At 43.7% G+C, this 17,086-nt stretch carries 17 protein-coding genes; 2 read left to right on the forward strand and 15 right to left on the reverse strand.

From position 1 onward, the window contains the following. Window positions 1-2: 2 nt before the first annotated feature. The 14 genes from ACFP56_RS02700 to cymR all read right to left on the reverse strand — a co-directional run bounded on the left by ACFP56_RS02700 (window position 3) and on the right by cymR (window position 13,745). Window positions 3-2,099, reverse strand: a complete 2,097-nt coding sequence (locus tag ACFP56_RS02700; protein WP_379230845.1) for a methyl-accepting chemotaxis protein — start codon at window positions 2,097-2,099, stop codon at window positions 3-5. Between the two features lie 186 nt (window positions 2,100-2,285). After that, window positions 2,286-3,542: a peptidase U32 family protein gene (locus tag ACFP56_RS02705; RefSeq protein ID WP_379230847.1), complete on the reverse strand. Its 1,257-nt coding sequence runs from the start codon at window positions 3,540-3,542 to the stop codon at window positions 2,286-2,288. Window positions 3,543-3,568: 26 nt separating this feature from the next. Then, complete coding sequence (locus tag ACFP56_RS02710; protein ID WP_379230849.1) at window positions 3,569-4,501, reverse strand: peptidase U32 family protein; 933 nt, start codon at window positions 4,499-4,501, stop codon at window positions 3,569-3,571. Between the two features lie 31 nt (window positions 4,502-4,532). Then, window positions 4,533-5,666 (reverse strand): endolytic transglycosylase MltG, encoded by a 1,134-nt coding sequence (gene mltG, locus ACFP56_RS02715; RefSeq protein ID WP_379230851.1) that lies wholly within the window; start codon window positions 5,664-5,666, stop codon window positions 4,533-4,535. 80 nt (window positions 5,667-5,746) lie between these two features. Further along, window positions 5,747-6,061 (reverse strand): DUF1292 domain-containing protein, encoded by a 315-nt coding sequence (locus ACFP56_RS02720; protein ID WP_379230853.1) that lies wholly within the window; start codon window positions 6,059-6,061, stop codon window positions 5,747-5,749. A gap of 1 nt (window position 6,062) precedes the next feature. Continuing rightward, the gene (locus ACFP56_RS02725) at window positions 6,063-6,353 is read right to left on the reverse strand and encodes a DUF1292 domain-containing protein (RefSeq protein WP_379230856.1); all 291 of its coding nucleotides are present in this window, start codon (window positions 6,351-6,353) and stop codon (window positions 6,063-6,065) included. Window positions 6,354-6,369: 16 nt separating this feature from the next. Then, window positions 6,370-6,777, reverse strand: a complete 408-nt coding sequence (gene ruvX, locus ACFP56_RS02730) for a Holliday junction resolvase RuvX (RefSeq protein WP_379230858.1) — start codon at window positions 6,775-6,777, stop codon at window positions 6,370-6,372. A 13-nt stretch (window positions 6,778-6,790) separates the two neighbouring features. After that, complete coding sequence (locus ACFP56_RS02735; protein WP_379230860.1) at window positions 6,791-7,054, reverse strand: IreB family regulatory phosphoprotein; 264 nt, start codon at window positions 7,052-7,054, stop codon at window positions 6,791-6,793. Between the two features lie 46 nt (window positions 7,055-7,100). After that, the gene (gene alaS, locus ACFP56_RS02740) at window positions 7,101-9,734 is read right to left on the reverse strand and encodes an alanine--tRNA ligase (RefSeq protein ID WP_379230862.1); all 2,634 of its coding nucleotides are present in this window, start codon (window positions 9,732-9,734) and stop codon (window positions 7,101-7,103) included. Between the two features lie 342 nt (window positions 9,735-10,076). Beyond that, window positions 10,077-11,147: an AI-2E family transporter gene (locus ACFP56_RS02745; protein ID WP_379230864.1), complete on the reverse strand. Its 1,071-nt coding sequence runs from the start codon at window positions 11,145-11,147 to the stop codon at window positions 10,077-10,079. A 114-nt stretch (window positions 11,148-11,261) separates the two neighbouring features. Next, a complete protein-coding gene (locus tag ACFP56_RS02750; protein ID WP_379230867.1) occupies window positions 11,262-11,465 on the reverse strand; it encodes a hypothetical protein in 204 nt (67 codons plus the stop codon). A 12-nt stretch (window positions 11,466-11,477) separates the two neighbouring features. After that, entirely contained in the window at window positions 11,478-12,014 is a 537-nt protein-coding gene (locus ACFP56_RS02755) for a PRC-barrel domain-containing protein (protein WP_379230869.1), read from the reverse strand. 129 nt (window positions 12,015-12,143) lie between these two features. Next, on the reverse strand, window positions 12,144-13,301 hold the full coding sequence (locus tag ACFP56_RS02760; RefSeq protein WP_379230871.1) for a cysteine desulfurase family protein: 1,158 nt from the start codon (window positions 13,299-13,301) through the stop codon (window positions 12,144-12,146). Between the two features lie 15 nt (window positions 13,302-13,316). Next, a complete protein-coding gene (gene cymR / locus ACFP56_RS02765) occupies window positions 13,317-13,745 on the reverse strand; it encodes a cysteine metabolism transcriptional regulator CymR (RefSeq protein WP_379230873.1) in 429 nt (142 codons plus the stop codon). 174 nt (window positions 13,746-13,919) lie between these two features. On the opposite strand from cymR, the gene mnmA reads away from it, so the two are divergent. Further along, window positions 13,920-15,020 carry a tRNA 2-thiouridine(34) synthase MnmA gene (mnmA, locus tag ACFP56_RS02770; protein WP_379230875.1) on the forward strand — a complete coding sequence of 367 codons (1,101 nt, stop codon included), beginning with the start codon at window positions 13,920-13,922 and terminating at the stop codon, window positions 15,018-15,020. Window positions 15,021-15,100: 80 nt separating this feature from the next. Here mnmA and ACFP56_RS02775 read toward each other — a convergent pair whose 3' ends face one another. Next, complete coding sequence (locus tag ACFP56_RS02775) at window positions 15,101-16,255, reverse strand: hemolysin family protein (RefSeq protein WP_379230877.1); 1,155 nt, start codon at window positions 16,253-16,255, stop codon at window positions 15,101-15,103. A gap of 252 nt (window positions 16,256-16,507) precedes the next feature. On the opposite strand from ACFP56_RS02775, the gene ACFP56_RS02780 reads away from it, so the two are divergent. Next, the gene (locus ACFP56_RS02780) at window positions 16,508-17,086 is read left to right on the forward strand and encodes a copper resistance CopC family protein (protein ID WP_379231761.1); all 579 of its coding nucleotides are present in this window, start codon (window positions 16,508-16,510) and stop codon (window positions 17,084-17,086) included.

Consider the following 17,086-nt stretch of genomic DNA (forward strand, 5'->3'; position numbering starts at 1 on the left):
TATCAAACTTTAAATTGAGCTAATGTTTCTTTTAGTGCGTTCGACACTTGACTTAATTCAGTAGACAGTACGACTAAATTATCACTTACACTTAGCTGCTCCGAACTCAAGCTGGCAACCTCTTCAGATGTTGCAGAGGACTCTTCGGCAACGGCACTTACATTAGTCATTGCTTCATTGAGCACAAGCTGCGAAGCCTCCAGCTTATTTACTGAGCTCGTCACTTCCTCTAGTTTCGCAATCAAGCTTCCCATTTGCTGCTGTACATTTTCAAATATAACATTAGCTTCCTTGACAGAATGAATCTGTTCCTGAAACATTGGATATGCTTTGGATAGTACATCTACCGTCTCCACAATTTCGCTCTGTATTCGATCGGTAATTTGAGCGACAACATCAATGGATTGAGTAGACTGATCAGCGAGCTCGCGAATTTCATTAGCAACGACCATAAAACCTCTGCCAGCTTGCCCCGCTCTAGATGCTTCAATTGTGGCATTAAGTGACAAAATATTCGTTTGTTTAGTGACCGCATTCAGAACATCTAATATTTGAACGATGGATCGCGTACTTTCCTTTAAGGCATCGACCTTATTGACCATTTCGCGGGTCATAAACTCCGTTGCCCCCGTCTTTTCAATTAATTCGGCCATATACGCTGTACCTTTGCCGCTGGCCTGCTCGACCTCATATACGGATTGTGTCATTTGCTCATTGGCAGCAAGCACCTGCTTCATCTGATCATTGATCATTAACGTAATTTCATTGCCGCGTTCGGCTTCAACTGCAAGGCTAGTTGAACCTTTCGCAATTTCTTCAGTCGCAACCGCAATTTCCTTTGCTGAAATAGCCGTTTTAGTTGATGCTTCTGTTAAAGTCGTAGAGGTTGTCAATACAGCATCGGCTGAGCTTTTTGTTTGTACAGCCAATTGTTTAATCTGTGACATCATCTGATCAAAGCTCTCGCTTAATTGCCCTATTTCATCCTTTCGCTTAGCAATTGTTGAGCGTACAGTCAAGTCGCCTTTTGCGCCCTCTTGCATGAGATCACGCAGTTTGATTAACGGACGTCCAATTGTCACAATTACGATTGCTGCGATACCGATTGCAATGAGTGCTGCGATTATGGAAAGGTTAATAGTCAAGCTGCGAATAACATCCGCATCCTTTACCAGCTCTTGTACTGGAATATCGCCTACCAAATACCAGTTATTATGCGCCAGCCTATTATGTATTAGCAAAACGTCGCCAACCTCTTCAATATTCGCACTCACACTGTTAGCATCTGAACCATCCAAAGAAAAAGGAGCCTTTGTCATAACTTTACTATTATCATTATGAATCATATAGTTATGATCTGCATTAACGATAGAGATACGGCTGCCCTCGCCTAGCGATACCTTGTTCAATTCATCCTTAATTCCACTAGTTGATATATCAAGCAGCAAAATATACTGTGCAACACTGCTCGTCGTATTTTTAAGAACCCGGGCAACACCGAAGCTTGCTGTTGAATTCGCAGAAGTCAATCCGGCAGGACGACTATCCAGCCATAATGTACGCCCGTTCATTTCCTTTACCTCTTCTACCCAAGGCTCCTCAAGCAAAGCTTCTACCTTAGATTGCTGAGCACTTCCGGCCGTAATAATATTGAGTCCTGTGTGAACTGGCAAAAGCGCAATGCCTGTTATATGATCGTTGCCGAAAATAATACTTTGCAGCTTGCTTGAAATGTCTTTCTGTGCTTCAAAACGCTCATACTCACCTGACTGATTGTTCAGTATCGTATCTACCATACTATGAAAATCTGAATCTACCATAACTTGAAGCGTAATGTCATCATATTTCTTCATTATGTTGTCCAGATTTACCGCCAACTGATTAATCGTTTGCTGACTTGATTCGGATACCTTCGTTTCGATGATGCGCTTCGATTCATTAAAAGCCATAACACCCATTGCGATCACACATGCCAGTATCCCGCCAAAAATATAAACAAACAATTTCGTCCCAACTGAGCGAAGCGGATTCATGTTAAGTGATGCTGATTTCTTTCTCTCTGCTTTAGCTGAATCTTTCTCTTTCGATTTAGTCCCCATAATAGCACCGCCCTTTTAGATGAGTTAAACGCTTACATTTTTAGTTTTTTAAAAAGACCTTCATATGTAATCAAACATATGTCTTAAGCTCTATTATTTGTTAAGCCGCGAGAATTGTCAATGCGCAGAAGTAAAAAAGACCCATATCTATTTATCGACATGGGTCTGGCTGCACAGCAATGTTGCTTATCTAATTTTTTTGCGCATAATATCCATCGGTTGAACAGGTTTCAGCGTACGAATACGCAGCTTTTGCAGTGGATGACGAGCAACATCGAGCTTGTTGCCATCCATATCCTCAAGTTCGGTCACCGTTTGCTTAAAGTAACGGCCGTTTGGACCTACAAATTCGATTTCCTGACCTACAACAAAGTGACTGCGTTGTTCAATCGTTGCGAACTGCGTTTCATCATCATAATCGTGGACGACAGCAGCAAAATCATAAGGTACTGGTTTCTCTTCCGCAGTATAAATGTGATCCTCAGCACCAGGAACATCCAAGAAAAATCCCGTATTAAGTGGACGATTGGCTGCCTTCTGAATTTCGTCCAGCCACTCCTGTTTCAGTTCATAATGATCAGGATCTGCGAAATAAGCATCAATCGCCTGACGATACACGTTGACAACCGTTGCGACATAATGAATGCTCTTCATGCGTCCTTCGATCTTAAAGCTATCTATTCCTACCTCAATCAGGTCAGGAATATGCTCAATCATGCATAGATCCTTGGAGCCCATTGTGAATGGATCTTCCCCCTCTTCATTGACAGGAGCCCCTTCAAGAAACAGGTCATATTTCCAGCGGCAAGACTGACAGCAGCCTCCACGATTGGAATCACGGTCTGTAAAATGGTTCGACAATACACAACGACCTGAGAAAGAAGAACACATTGCGCCATGAATGAAGGCTTCAATCTCAATATCTACGTGCTCCTTAATTTCTTGAATTTCTTCAAAGCTAGTTTCACGTGCTAGAACGACACGCGGCAAGCCCTCTTCCTTCCAAAATTGGACGGTCTTCCAGTTTAAGGCCGATTGCTGTGTGCTAAGATGAACCTCCAGCTTAGGAGCTACACGCTGCGCTGTCTCTATAATAATCGGATCGGCTGCAATAATCGCTGCAATGCCAGCATCCTCGAGATTTTTCAAATATTCTTCAATACCAGCCAAGTCTTCATTATGCGCATAAATATTTGTTGCGACAAATACTTGAGCACCATACTTCTTCGCGAATTCTACGCCTTCTTTCATCTCTTCAAAGCTGAAATTATCGGCGTTGGAGCGCAAACCGTACTGCTGACCGCCAATATATACTGCATCAGCGCCATAGTGTACAGCAAATTTCAGCTTTTCCAAATTGCCTGCAGGTGCAAGCAGCTCTGGACGTTCCAAGCGATTACGCTTCCCAGAAAAACGGCGAACTCTCTTCGTTGTCGTACTCATTCCTAACCCTCCTAAAGCAAAACCTATTAATATACTTGTTCTTTAAAGAAGAAACCGAAACTTAACTCACGACCTGGATCCTGCAACTCACGAATCGAATCAAGCAGCGATTCATCAAACTGATAACCCTCAGGATCAGCCATATACGCATCAATTACAGCACGATAAGCCTTCACAACGGTTACATTATATGAAACGGGCTTCAAGATGCCTTCTATCTTAAAGCTATCAACCTGCGCTTCTAGCAGTTCATGCATATTTTCCAGCATGCAAATATCATCCGAGCTCATAATATGCGTCCCGTAATGATCCTCAAAGATCGGGTAACGCTCATCCGGACGATCATTTTCCATCAGATAAAGGCCAGCAGCATGCTGCAGCTCGGCATAACGTTTCTCATTTCCATGATGCTCGGCATAGCTTTGAACAAGCGACCGCTTCGAATGATAGATCGCTGTCATGCCATGCACCTGAACCTGAATTTCAAGCTTGCTGTTCTCTTTCGTTTCGATAATTTGCTCCATATTGAGCTCACGCGCCATTACAAATCGACTAGCGCCGCGACGCGCCCAATACTCTGCTGTTGCGTAGTTGGTAGATGTCATTTCTGCATTCCAATGCAGCTTCATGCCAGGCGCAACTTCTTTTGCTGTCATTAAAACAGCAGGGTCACCGTAAACAATTGCATCTACCCCGAACGAATCAATCGATTGGATATATTGCGGCAGCTCTTCCACCGTTGCATTATCGATCAAATTGTTCATCGATACATACAGTTTTGCCTGCTTGCGATGTGCAAGCTCGGTTGCTTGTTTAATCATTTCAAGGTTAAATTGGCCTGCTAGCCTGCTTCCGAATTTTGCTTCGCCTACGATAATCGCATTAGCACCAGCCTCTAGCAGCTGTTCCAGCTCCTCCATGTTAGCAGCAGTCGCCAGCAATTCAGGAGTATACGACATTGTTTCCTCACCTCATTCAAGAAACGGCCCATTACTGAGCCGTTCGCTTGCTATTTTCAATATTTCGTTGGTGCTGACTATACGTTTCAGCAAATAGATGTGTGTTCGTACCATCCTTCTTCGTCACATAATAGAAGTAACGATGTTCTTCCGGATATAATGCAGCTTTAATAGAATCCAAACTTGGATTTGCGATTGGTCCAGGAGGCAGACCATCTATCAAATACGTGTTGTACGGGCTATCAAGCTCCGTGTCGACGAATGATAGAACATCCTTCTGCTCACCCAGAGCATATTGAATCGTAGCATCGATTTGCAGTCTCATTGGCTGCTTCAAACGATTATAAATGACTCCGGCAACAATAGGGCGCTCGGCATCAACGACTACTTCACGCTCAATTAATGATGCGATAATAAGCAGCTCGTGCATTGAAATATTGAGAACATCTAGCTGATCAACCCAATCCTCTGGCAAGGTCGCCAGCTTGCGATCCTGCTCTCTCAGCAATCGCAGCACAATTTCTTCTTCCGTAATCCCTTTTACAAACTCATACGTGTCAGGGAACAGATACCCTTCCAGACGGTATTTTACATTGTTCAATTCCTTCGGAAGCAGCAGTACCGTCTCTGCTCCAGCCCATGCGCGATCTTCATTCGCCAGACTTAAGAAGGTATCACGATCCCCTAAACCTTCTGCAGCGAGCTTGTCCGCAATCTGCTCAATGTTGTAGCCTTCTGGTATGGTGAATGTAATCGTTTCTTCTGCAATGACATCGCCTGCATTCAGTTTAGCTATAACTTCAGCTCTATCCATTCCCGGAGTAAGAAGATATTTTCCCGCTTGAAAATTTGCTCCTTCGTCTTTCAATACTAGATAATATCCGAATATAAAGCTATTTTTTATAATTCCATGTTCCTCAAGAAGCTTGGAAACACCGTTGGCGGACATCCCTTTTGTTACCGTCACCTCTACAGGCGGGCCTGCTTTCGTAGGACTCAGCTGATTCCAGACATAATACAAGCCGCTTACCGCAACGACCACCATAAGAAAAAGCAAGGAGAAACAAACCCAGAAGGAAACAAGCCAAACTCGCGGCTTTTTGCGCTTCGGCTTTTTTGTTTTTACTGGTTTTGATTCCAGCACTTCCTCATCTACATGATTCAAAAGCTCTGCACCTCTCTTATTCTGTATAACATCATCAAAAAGAGCGGTACAATCCGCTCTTTTTGATGAACGCTTTTCAATTAAGGTCTCTCTTCATTGACAAACAATAAATCATCATACGCTTCTGACACAGCTTCCCATTCATCTTCATCTACAATGCTTTCCAGCTCGATGTCGTCACCTTCAGTGATCACTCTCATGAATTCGACCTCATCCTCTGCTTTCATCGCATCAGATTGCAGCGCAACGTAAGTAATATCTCCCCACGTAAACTCCTGCTTAATCGTGAATGACTCGGCTGCTCCATCTTCATTCAGCAACTCGACTTCACTGCCAAAATGCTCATGAAGACTTGATGAGCGCGTAGGAGCACCTTTCGGATATTCGAATGCCATCTTAATCCTCCAGCTCGCCTAGCAATGTGTTGAATGTTTCCTCAACGATCGCCCATTCCTCTTCGTCGTCAATTGTATACAGCTGAAGATCATCTCCATCTTCCGTATAACGGAATGCGTACACTTCATCCTCATCTTCATTTTCTGAAATAAGAGGGACGACCATCATATATTTTGCATCGGAATCATCCACTTCAAACTTCATAATGACTTCGAACTCTTCCTCGTTGCCATCCTCATCCGGAATGTAGATAATTTCTGGTTCTTCATAGTTCTGCTCGTTATTTGCCATATTAACCCTCACCTTTTCATTTAGAATCAAGATAATTTTGCAAGATAAGCGTAGCCGCCATCTTGTCAACAACTTGCTTTCGTTTTTTCAGACCAATTTCGGCTTCTGCCAACGTGCGCTCTGCTGCAACAGTGGTTAATCTCTCATCCCAAAGGTGGACAGGTAAACCGAGCTTTTGCTGGACTTGTTCCGCAAAAGCTTGGCAAATCTCACCGCGAGGACCGATCGTACCGTTCATGTTTTTGGGCAAACCAACCACGACCTCAGAAACCTCATGTTCCTTGACAATTTCAGCGATCCTGTCTAGTTCTCCGCCATCTCGTCTTTTCTCAACGACGGTTAGCCCTTGTGCCGTCCATCGAAGTGCGTCACTAACCGCAACTCCAATCCGACGATCACCATAATCCAATCCCATGACTCTCATATTGTACGGCCCCTTAAGTTTGTTTCTTGTGCAAGAGATAGAAGCGCACCAGCTCTTCGATAAGCTCATCTCGCTCCTTCTTGCCGATCATGCTTCTTGCGTTATTGTGTCGTGGGATATATGCGGGGTCTCCTGACAACAGATAGCCGACGATCTGGTTAATCGGATTATAGTCTTTCTCCAATAAGGCATCATATACCTTAAGCAGAACATCTTCTGAAGAATGCTCTCCTTCACTCTTCACACTAAACTTCATCGTCTGATCCATTGAACTCATCAGCAACACCCCCTCTAACATAACCACGGTATATGGCATATCTCTACTATATCACATTTGCTTGCTGCACAACTACTTCTTGAGCAAGTTTCAATGCTTCTTCAAGTTTTTCGATATCCTTACCGCCTGCTTGTGCCATGTCTGGACGACCACCACCATTACCACCACAATGCTGAGCTGCTTCCTTCACAATTTTCCCAGCATGGAATCCTTTCTTCACTAGATCAGCAGAAACTGCAGCTGCCAAATTAACCTTATCTTCAGCAGCAGCGCCTAATACGATCACACTAGTAGGCAGCTTCGTTTTCAGCTCATCTACAATAGTACGCAGCGCTTCCATATTGGATGCATTTACTTTTGCACATAGTACAGAAATTTCTCCAATTTTTACTATACCATCAAGCAATGAACCCGCTTCAATGTGACTAAGCTTGCTCTGCAGCGATTCATTTTCACGTTGAAGCTCCTTCACTTGACCATGAAGTGCATCAATACGCTTCGGAACATCGCCAACATTACTCTTCAGTTGTGCAGCAGCCTGCTTTAATAGATCAAGCTGAGATTCATAATATACATACGCCTGCTTGCCGGTTACCGCCTCAATACGACGTACGCCAGACCCTATTCCACTCTCGCCCAGCAGCTTGAAGATTCCGATTTCTGATGTGTTGGTAACATGACAGCCGCCGCATAGCTCAATAGAGTAGCCGCCAACTTGAACAACGCGAACAATATCGCCGTACTTTTCGCCAAACAATGCCATCGCGCCTTTTGCCTTTGCCTGATCGATTGGCATTTGCTCAATGACTACAGGTGTGCCCAGCCAAATCTGCTCGTTAACTCGGCGCTCAATATCAACAAGCTCTTCAGCTGTAATAGAGCCAAAGTGGGAGAAGTCGAAACGTAGACGTTCTTCTTCTACTAATGAGCCTGCCTGGTTAACATGATCGCCAAGAACTTCTTTCAACGCTTTATGCAGCAGGTGAGTCGCTGTATGATTTTTCACGATATCCTCACGGCTCGATTTTTCCACTTCAGCTACAACGCTCGCATTCACCTTTGCAATACCTTCAACTACAGTTGCCTGATGCAGACTTTGTCCATGTGGCGCTTTCGTGACGTTCTCAACCTCGATAACGAAGCCGTCACCCTTAATCATCCCGCGATCGCCAATCTGTCCGCCGCTTTCAGCATAAAATGGCGTACGGTCTAGCAGCAGCAGTACATTATTGCCAGCTGGAACTTCATCGACAAGCTGATCATCAAACACAATAGCGGTGATGATTGCATCCGTCTTAAGATCAGTATACCCAACAAATTGACTGCTTACCGTTAAATCAGCAAGCGGTCCGCCTTGAACCTTCATTGAACCGGTATCTTGACGCGCAGCGCGAGCTCTTGCACGCTGTGCCTCCATCGCAGCATCAAAGCCTTCACGATCAACGGTCATGCCTTGCTCCGCCGCAAAGTCTTCAGTCAAATCAAACGGAAAGCCATATGTATCATATAGCTTAAAAGCATCGTCGCCGTTAATTACTGTAATGCCGTTCCCCTTCGCTTCTGCAACCAGATTGGACAGGAGCACCAAGCCATCGGACAGCGTTTCATGAAAGCGCTCCTCCTCTGTACGAATCACCTTCTCGATAAATTCACGCTTTTCGACAACAGTCGGATAGTATTCGCCCATAATTTGACCGACTACTTCTGTCAAACCAAACAAAAACGGCTTGTCGATCCCTAGTGTTTTTCCATAACGAACAGCACGGCGAAGCAAGCGGCGAATAATGTAGCCGCGGCCTTCATTAGAAGGCATAACGCCATCGCCAACAGCAAATGCCACAGTACGAATATGATCGGCAATCACTTTAAGCGCGATATCCTGTTCTTCTTTTGCTTTATAGGTTACGCCAGCAATTTCGCATGTACGCTCGATAATTGGCATAAACAAATCCGTGTCAAAGTTGGAGTCAACATCCTGCAAAATAGATGCAAAACGCTCCAAGCCAGCACCAGTATCAATATTTTTATTAGGCAGCGGCGTATAGCTGCCATCTTTATTATGGTTGAACTGTGAAAATACAAGGTTCCATACTTCAAGGAAACGCTCATTTTCGCCGCCTGGCCAGCATTCAGGATCATTCAGATCACCGTATTTTTCTCCACGGTCATAGAAAATTTCAGTACATGGACCGCACGGGCCTTCTCCAATATCCCAGAAGTTTTCCTCAAGCTTGTAAATGCGTTCAGCAGGCAAGCCGATTTTTTCATTCCAAAACTTAAAAGCTTCCTCATCCTCTGGATACACCGTAACAGACAAACGATCTGGATCGAAGCCAATCCATTTTTTGTCCGTCAGAAACTCCCAAGCCCACGTAATAGCCTCTTCTTTAAAATAGTCACCGATCGAAAAGTTGCCCAGCATCTCGAAGAACGTATGGTGGCGGCGTGTTTTGCCGACATTTTCGATATCGTTCGTACGAATACATTTTTGCGAGTTCGTAATGCGCGGATTCTCAGGCTTCACACGTCCGTCGAAGTAAGGCTTTAGCGGCGCCATGCCTGCATTGATCCAAAGCAGAGATGGATCATTGTGCGGCACAAGTGAAGCACTTGGTTCGATTGCATGTCCTTTACTATCAAAAAATGCCAACCATTTTGCACGTATTTCGCTAGCTTTCATTGCATAATTCCTCCTGAATATTGAATGTGTGGTTTTAAATAATAAAAAAGTCCCTGTTAGAAACAGGGACGAATCATCGTTCGCGGTACCACCCTGGTTATTGCTCGACAAACATAAGCAATCGCCTCATGGACGATAACGGGTCCCACCGATGAGCTTGACTCACACTCAGAAATAGCTTTCCATCATTCTTCATTAGTAGTGCTCTCTCAACCATTCCTGCTCGGAATGAAGCACCTTCTCTGGCTAATGGGCTATGATCTACTTGTTTTCATCCACGTTTTTTCATATACATCTTTTTCAAATTATAGCTAGAGCGAAACATACTGTCAAATGCTGTTGTCAAATAATTTTGCGGCGGACATAGTAGGCAAACATATGCTGAATAATGACCTTCCCCGAGGCAAAGATCGGCACGGCCAATATCATTCCGATCACTCCTGCGAGATGGCCGCCTACAAGCACCGCTAAAATAATAATGAGCGGATGCAGATGCAGCGTCCGACCAACGACCTGTGGAGAGATAATATTGCTCTCTAATATTTGACAAACTGTATTGACAATGACGACCATCATCATCATTTTAACGGAAATAGTAGAGGCCATAAGCAGTGCCGGCGCTGCACCAATAAATGGACCAATATACGGAATCACATTCGTAATTGCAACAATACTTGCCAACAGCAGCGCATAAGGCATGTCGACAAACAAATAACCGATATAAGCAAAGGTTCCAATAATAATGCACACGAGCAACTGGCCGCGTATGTAACTGCCAAGCGCGGTATCCACATCCTTCAGAAGACGAATTGTATTTTTACGATGGGTTTTCGGCACATACTTGATAATTGCTCGCTCGAACACTTCAAAATCCTTCAAAATATAAAAAGCAAGAAACGGAACAACAAAGGCAATAAACAATGCATTGACCATGCCGCCAATATTGTCTACAAAGGTTAATAGTGTTTCCGACACGCGTTTTTCAACCTGCACAAGCAATTTGTTTACCCCTTCACGGAAGCTTTCCGGTAGGGATGAGTTATTGTTTATATCGATAACCAGGTTTTGTGCTCGCATCGTGAGCTCTGGGAGATGCTTGTTTAATTCCTGCATCTGATCAATAAACATCGGAATAAAGTTAACTAAAATCACCGTTAATATCGTACAAAAAACGGCATAGATTAACAGTACAGCCATAGTCCGAGGCACTTTTCGATCATGCAGCATACTTACAACCGGATTTAGAATATAAGAAATAATCATCGCAATAATAAATGGTCCAAGTACAGCCTTTAAGAACGAAAAAATCGTTACGATAATCGGCTTTAACAGCAGAAGAAAGTAAATGACAAACAGCAGCAGTATCGTATAGACTAATGCAACGAATAATCTATTCTTTGTAAACCTCTCCACATACTCACCACCCTCATTCTAGCTATTCTTTGTCATTATATGTACAAGTATTCCTATTCAGCACAAAAAACGGCAATCCAAAATGGACTGCCGTTTAATATATAATGATCTCGTTTACCCGTTAATATGCATATCTGTAGTTGCTGGCTGCTCGTCAAAAAACAAATCATCGAGCGAGCTCAGCGTCCCATCTTCTTCTACTTGATAAACTGACATTTTATCGCCGTTCACCGTCAGCTCTATGTAACAGCTCCAGCAATAAAATTGATGGGAACCAATTTTTCCTATATCTTTGGAATTACAGTTCGGACATCTCATACACATTTCTCCCTACCCTCTAAAATTGGAAGCTGCGACTGGCTCCAATTCTGATTCACTAACAGCAGGAACGATGATCGCATCTTGTCCAAGTAATACATCATTCATATCCCTTGGAGCCTTTAGCCACTTTCGACCTTCTATTAGATCTGAAACAAAACCATCGGTAAGCTCGTACCCTACTATCTGTGTATCCTGTAATGGCTGAAAATATACATCTGACACACGCCCTAGCTGCGATCCTGTTACCGTTATGACCGGCATATCCTTCAAATGAATGACACCTGTACTAAAGCCGCGCTGCAAAAGCTGTCTTTTGCTTGTTACCATTTGCGATTCATCCTTTACAAATACAACATCCTCGCCACATGATAACACGCTGCTCCACGGAACGATCCGCACCTTCATAGCAAACCACTTTGCATATTCAAGTACCAGACCCTGCATGCGCCAATGCTCATCAAACCATGCGTCCTGAACGACTCCAATTTGTTTTCCACTATTCATTGCAATAACGGGTAAGCCAATCAGCTGCTGTAATCGAATCAAGTTATGCTACCTCCAACCACTCCATCGTGTTCGAAAAGATGTACACTAATCAGTCTGGCTAAGCGTAGCATGCCCATTTATTGAAATGTTACTGATGCTTCCGGCTGCGCAATTCGCCCAGCCAAGCATCTAGGATGCAGATAAACGTTTCACGATGCTCGCAACGATCGGGGCAGCCTCCTGCAGCTGCTCGATTGTATTGCCCATTCCGAAACTAAATCGAATTGCACTATTCAGTCGTTCTTCACTTAAGCTCATTGCCTTCAATACATGAGAGCGTTCCAAGGAACCTGATGTGCAAGCAGAACCACTCGCAGCAGCTATGCCTGCCATGTCCAAATTCATAAGCATGCTTTCTGTATCTACTCCAATAAAGCTTATGTTGACTATGTTTGGCAGCGTATTTGTCGCATGTCCATTAATAATGAAAGGATGCTGGTCCAATCCTTGTTGTAACAGCTCTACCCATTTATTACGCAATTGGGCGACAAAAGGTTGCCAATTTTTACGCTCGTTCACACAAATGTCAAGAGCTTTTGCAAAACCGACAATTCCCGCTACATTTTCTGTTCCTGCGCGGCGCTTTCGTTCTTGAGACCCTCCTTGAACAATCGCATCTAGCGGAGTTCCATGGGCAACATATAATGCCCCTATGCCCTGCGGCCCATTGATTTTATGAGAAGAGAAGCTCATAAGATCAACTGGCAGCTCATGGAGCTGCATCGGCAGATGTCCTAGCGATTGAACCGCATCAACATGCAGCAATGCGCCTGCCTCATGAGCAAGCCTTCCTATTTCTACAATTGGCTGAATCGTACCGACTTCGTTATTGGCATGCATCACACTAACGAGCCCAATCGACTCATCCAGCTTGTCCTTCAACTGATCAAGCAGAATCGTGCCCGTATCATCAACCTCAATAATATGCAGCTTAAAGCCTTCATGCTCGGCCAGCCACTGCATGGCATGCAGCACAGCATGATGCTCGATTGAGGAAGTAATCAACCCTTTTCTTCCCTTGGCTGCTTGAGCACGCGCGGCGCCAACAATCGCCAGATTGTCACTTTCTGTTCCCCCAGATGTAAAGATAAGCTCATTTGGTTTACATCCCAAATGAGCTGAAATAGCATCCCGTGAGCGATTCAAATGTGCTTTGGCAGCCCGGCCATAATGATGCATGCTCGATGCATTGGTCGGCCCCTGCTGCATGGTGTCGATCATCGCAGCTACAACATCAGGATGAATCGGCGTTGTCGCTGCATGATCAAAATAATAGGTCTTCAACATGATCCGCACACTCCATTAAATATAGAACATATAGCTTTCTTCACCGTTGCTATTGTCGTCTTCTTTGTAATTAATCAAATGCTCCAGTGTCGTGGAATCCATAACATTTGCAATGCTGTCGCGAATGCGAAGCCACAGATCACGCTTAGCCGGATCATCCTCTTCTGTAAAATCAACAGGAGAAATTGGTCCCTCCAAAATCCGTATGATGTCGCCAGTTGTAATCTCTGAAGGTTCCTTAGACAATACATATCCGCCGTATGCGCCACGAATGCTTTTAACATAGCCTGCATTTCTAAGCGGTGCAATAAGCTGCTCCAAATAATGCTCAGACAAGCTATTTTTCTCTGCAATGCTTTTGAGAGAAATAGGTCCTTCTCCAAACTTAGCAGCCAGCTCCATCATAATGGTTAGACCATATCTTCCCTTAGTTGAAATTTTCATATATTTTTGTACTCCTTTGTTAAAACATTGTAATCCCATTATTCTTATATGGTTATTCTTATATATGGTATCATATCTATTCACAATCGTCTTGCTTTTCAAACATGTTAAATGAAAAACTTTCTGTTCTATGATACAATATGTGTTGCTTGAATGAACAAGGTGGTGAGAAAAATGTCTAACTCTAACAAAAGAGTTGTTATTGGGATGTCCGGTGGCGTAGATTCTTCCGTTGCTGCTCTTCTATTAAAAGAGCAAGGGTATGAGGTCATCGGCATTTTTATGAAAAACTGGGATGACACCGATGAATTTGGGCATTGCACGGCTGAAGAGGATGCAGAGGATGTGCGTCGTGTATGTGAACAAATTGGCATTCCTTATTATACGGTTAATTTTGAAAAGCAATATTTCGATAAAGTGTTTACCTATTTCCTTGAGGAATATAAACGCGGTCGCACGCCTAATCCAGACGTGATGTGTAATCGTGAGATAAAGTTCGGTGATTTTTTGAAAAAAGCCGAGGAGCTTAATGCAGATTATTTGGCAACAGGTCATTATGCCAGAATCGAACGTTCAGAGGATGGCGTAACCAAACTGCTGCGTGGAGTAGATAGCAACAAGGATCAAACCTACTTCCTTAATGCATTGAATCAACAGCAGCTGGCAAAAGCGATGTTCCCGATTGGGCATTTGCCAAAGCCTGAGGTAAGAAAAATCGCAGAAGCTGCAGGCCTGTACACTGCCAAGAAAAAGGACAGTACCGGCGTATGCTTTATCGGTGAGCGCAACTTCAAACAGTTTCTGTCTCAATACTTGCCTGCGCAACCAGGCAATATGGTGGATATTGTAAGCGGAGAGGTTAAGGGCCGTCATGACGGCTTAATGTATTATACGCTTGGCCAACGTCAAGGTTTAGGCATTGGCGGCAGCGGCAATGGCGAGCCATGGTTCGTAGCAGATAAAGATTTGGATAACAATATTTTATATGTAGTTCAAGGGGATTCTCATCCAAGTCTTTATTCCGAGAGCTTGCTCGCAACCGATATGAATTGGATTGTCCCATCTGAGGCTGAAGAGATTTCATGCACTGCGAAATTCCGTTATCGTCAGCCTGATCAGAATGTAACGGTTAAAAAGCTGCCTAATGGCGAAGCCCTTATCACATTTGCTCAGCATCAAAAAGCAATTACGCCTGGACAAGCTGTAGTGCTGTATGATGGCGAGGTTTGCCTCGGTGGCGGTATCATCCAAACCGTCAATAAAATTAAAAGCTAACCGATTTCCTATACGATAGTTGTTCAAGGAGGTATGACGCCTACTCTTGTTACCGATCCTTGAACAACATCGAATATCCTTTACCTTAAGGGACTATTAATGCGAAGATCGTTCGTGCAGCGTTTTACCCCTACTGAAGTTATTCGAAGTTGATCCATTTCCGTTATTGTGAATATGAAGCACTCATTTTCTTGTTCATAGATGACACTTTGACCAATATGAGGTGGAAATTGTATGTTGGCATACATAAATCCGCCAATGGAATCCATATCGTCGGCCTCCAGGTGAATATTAAAGTAACTGTTAACCTCTTCAATAAGAAGCATAGCACTCAGTTGAAATTCATCCGTTTTCAGCTTTACTATACGTAGCTCTTCCTGATCGAACTCATCTTGAATATCTCCTACAATTTCTTCAATAATATCCTCCATCGTCACCATGCCAGATGTCCCGCCATATTCATCAATTAACAACGCAATCTGAGTTTTTTGCTTTTGCATCATGGACAGCAGCTGCGAGATTTCAATGCTCTCTGGCACTGTAATAATCGGTCGAATCCACTTTTGCCACTCATTTCTCGCTTGTTCATCCTCATAGATAGCCAGCAAATCCTTAATATGCATAAAACCGATAATATCATCCTTATCCTCATTCACAACAGGATATCGCGTGCGCATATGTCGAACCGCCAACTCAATATTTTGCTCGAAAACCTGCTGATGCTCAAGACAGATCATATCAATTCTCGGAGTCATCACCTCTCTTGCGATTTTATCGCGAACGATGCCGTCTCCAGCTTGGGGAGCTCCCCATGTCAGAGCGGAAGATGTCTTACTTTCTTTGGTGGTTGACGTGTGCTGCAGCCAGTGAATCCACCGCTGTCGATAGCGCAGCTCCACTAGCAACAACCCTGCCAGTGCAAAAAACATGCCAGCCATTAGAAGTTCGAAACGAATATGAACTTGATGCGATATAAGCTGATACAGCTGTAATGAGAGCTTCATACCAGTCATGCCTAACGCAAGCAAGCTTAAGGAACAAGCAAAGCTTAACAGCCATTTGTGACGATTTATCCAATTTATTACACGATGCTGCATCATCCCCCTGTCCAGCCATGCTTGTATCACAACGCTTAGGCTGTAGCTTGTTATAAGCAGAGTCATGAGCAATAACGTCCTACCTATCGATGCGGGATCATCCAATTCTCTTATGTCATCCAGATTACCAGATGACACGCACCTCCCTTCCTTTGAGCTACTCCTCATATTTATGACATATATATTCGGTACTGCTCGCTTGATATTACAACCTTTTTAAGGTTACTTTCTTTAAGTTTGTTCATAACTTGTTCGAACTCTATATGGATTAGAATGCTTTTCTTGAAGAGAACTTTGGTATAATGCTAGTGAAATGTGATAAAGCGTGTCTAAAATGTTATCAGGACTCTCAGACACGCTCTAATTAAGGAGGAAATACTGTTGAAGAAAATGATGTTGTTGTGCTGTGTACTTTTTATGTTAATGCCTGTTCAGGTGTTCGCCCATTCCAAATTAACCGAGTCTACGCCTGCCGCAGATGAAACGATTGCTGAGTCTCCAACGCAAATATCAATGAAATATAATACAACTATTTCATCGGTAAGCACCTTTACACTCGTAAATGAAGCAGGAGAAGTTCAGCAAGTTGACAATATATCAGTTAACCATGATGAATTAACAGGAGAAGTATCCTCACCGCTCGCTAATGGTGTCTATACGGTAGAATGGAACATTATCGGAGCCGATGGTCATCCGATTGAAGGTAACTACTCGTTCACCGTGCAGGCTGCTGAACCAGAGCCAACTGCTGCAGTCGAGCCCGAAACGGATGCTGTTGAACCGGAAGAAACCGCTACTCCTACCCCAGACACTGATGTTGAACCAGAAGAAACAAATGCTGCTGATTCCAATCAACAGGTTACCGAGCAGACCGAAGCTGCTGACAATTCAACCAACGTATGGCCATATGTCGTGATCGGTATTCTTATTGTAGCTGCAGTTGCATTTGCAATGCGTAAACGCAAATAA

The organism is Paenibacillus septentrionalis (assembly GCF_042659865.1).
GTDB lineage: Bacteria > Bacillota > Bacilli > Paenibacillales > Paenibacillaceae > Pristimantibacillus > Pristimantibacillus septentrionalis.

What these genes read in the sequence shown, in the direction of transcription:
- ACFP56_RS02735 (WP_379230860.1), bottom strand. Translation starts at nt 7,054, where the DNA reads ATGAGTTCAATGGATCAGACGATGAAGTTTAGTGTGAAGAGTGAAGGA.
- ruvX (WP_379230858.1), bottom strand. Translation starts at nt 6,777, where the DNA reads ATGAGAGTCATGGGATTGGATTATGGTGATCGTCGGATTGGAGTTGCG.
- mnmA (WP_379230875.1), top strand. Translation starts at nt 13,920, where the DNA reads ATGTCTAACTCTAACAAAAGAGTTGTTATTGGGATGTCCGGTGGCGTA.
- ACFP56_RS02760 (WP_379230871.1), bottom strand. Translation starts at nt 13,301, where the DNA reads ATGTTGAAGACCTATTATTTTGATCATGCAGCGACAACGCCGATTCAT.
- ACFP56_RS02725 (WP_379230856.1), bottom strand. Translation starts at nt 6,353, where the DNA reads ATGGCAAATAACGAGCAGAACTATGAAGAACCAGAAATTATCTACATT.
- ACFP56_RS02710 (WP_379230849.1), bottom strand. Translation starts at nt 4,501, where the DNA reads ATGTCGTATACTCCTGAATTGCTGGCGACTGCTGCTAACATGGAGGAG.
- ACFP56_RS02750 (WP_379230867.1), bottom strand. Translation starts at nt 11,465, where the DNA reads ATGAGATGTCCGAACTGTAATTCCAAAGATATAGGAAAAATTGGTTCC.
- ACFP56_RS02700 (WP_379230845.1), bottom strand. Translation starts at nt 2,099, where the DNA reads ATGGGGACTAAATCGAAAGAGAAAGATTCAGCTAAAGCAGAGAGAAAG.
- ACFP56_RS02780 (WP_379231761.1), top strand. Translation starts at nt 16,508, where the DNA reads ATGATGTTGTTGTGCTGTGTACTTTTTATGTTAATGCCTGTTCAGGTG.
- ACFP56_RS02705 (WP_379230847.1), bottom strand. Translation starts at nt 3,542, where the DNA reads ATGAGTACGACAACGAAGAGAGTTCGCCGTTTTTCTGGGAAGCGTAAT.
- cymR (WP_379230873.1), bottom strand. Translation starts at nt 13,745, where the DNA reads ATGAAAATTTCAACTAAGGGAAGATATGGTCTAACCATTATGATGGAG.
- ACFP56_RS02720 (WP_379230853.1), bottom strand. Translation starts at nt 6,061, where the DNA reads ATGGCATTCGAATATCCGAAAGGTGCTCCTACGCGCTCATCAAGTCTT.
- alaS (WP_379230862.1), bottom strand. Translation starts at nt 9,734, where the DNA reads ATGAAAGCTAGCGAAATACGTGCAAAATGGTTGGCATTTTTTGATAGT.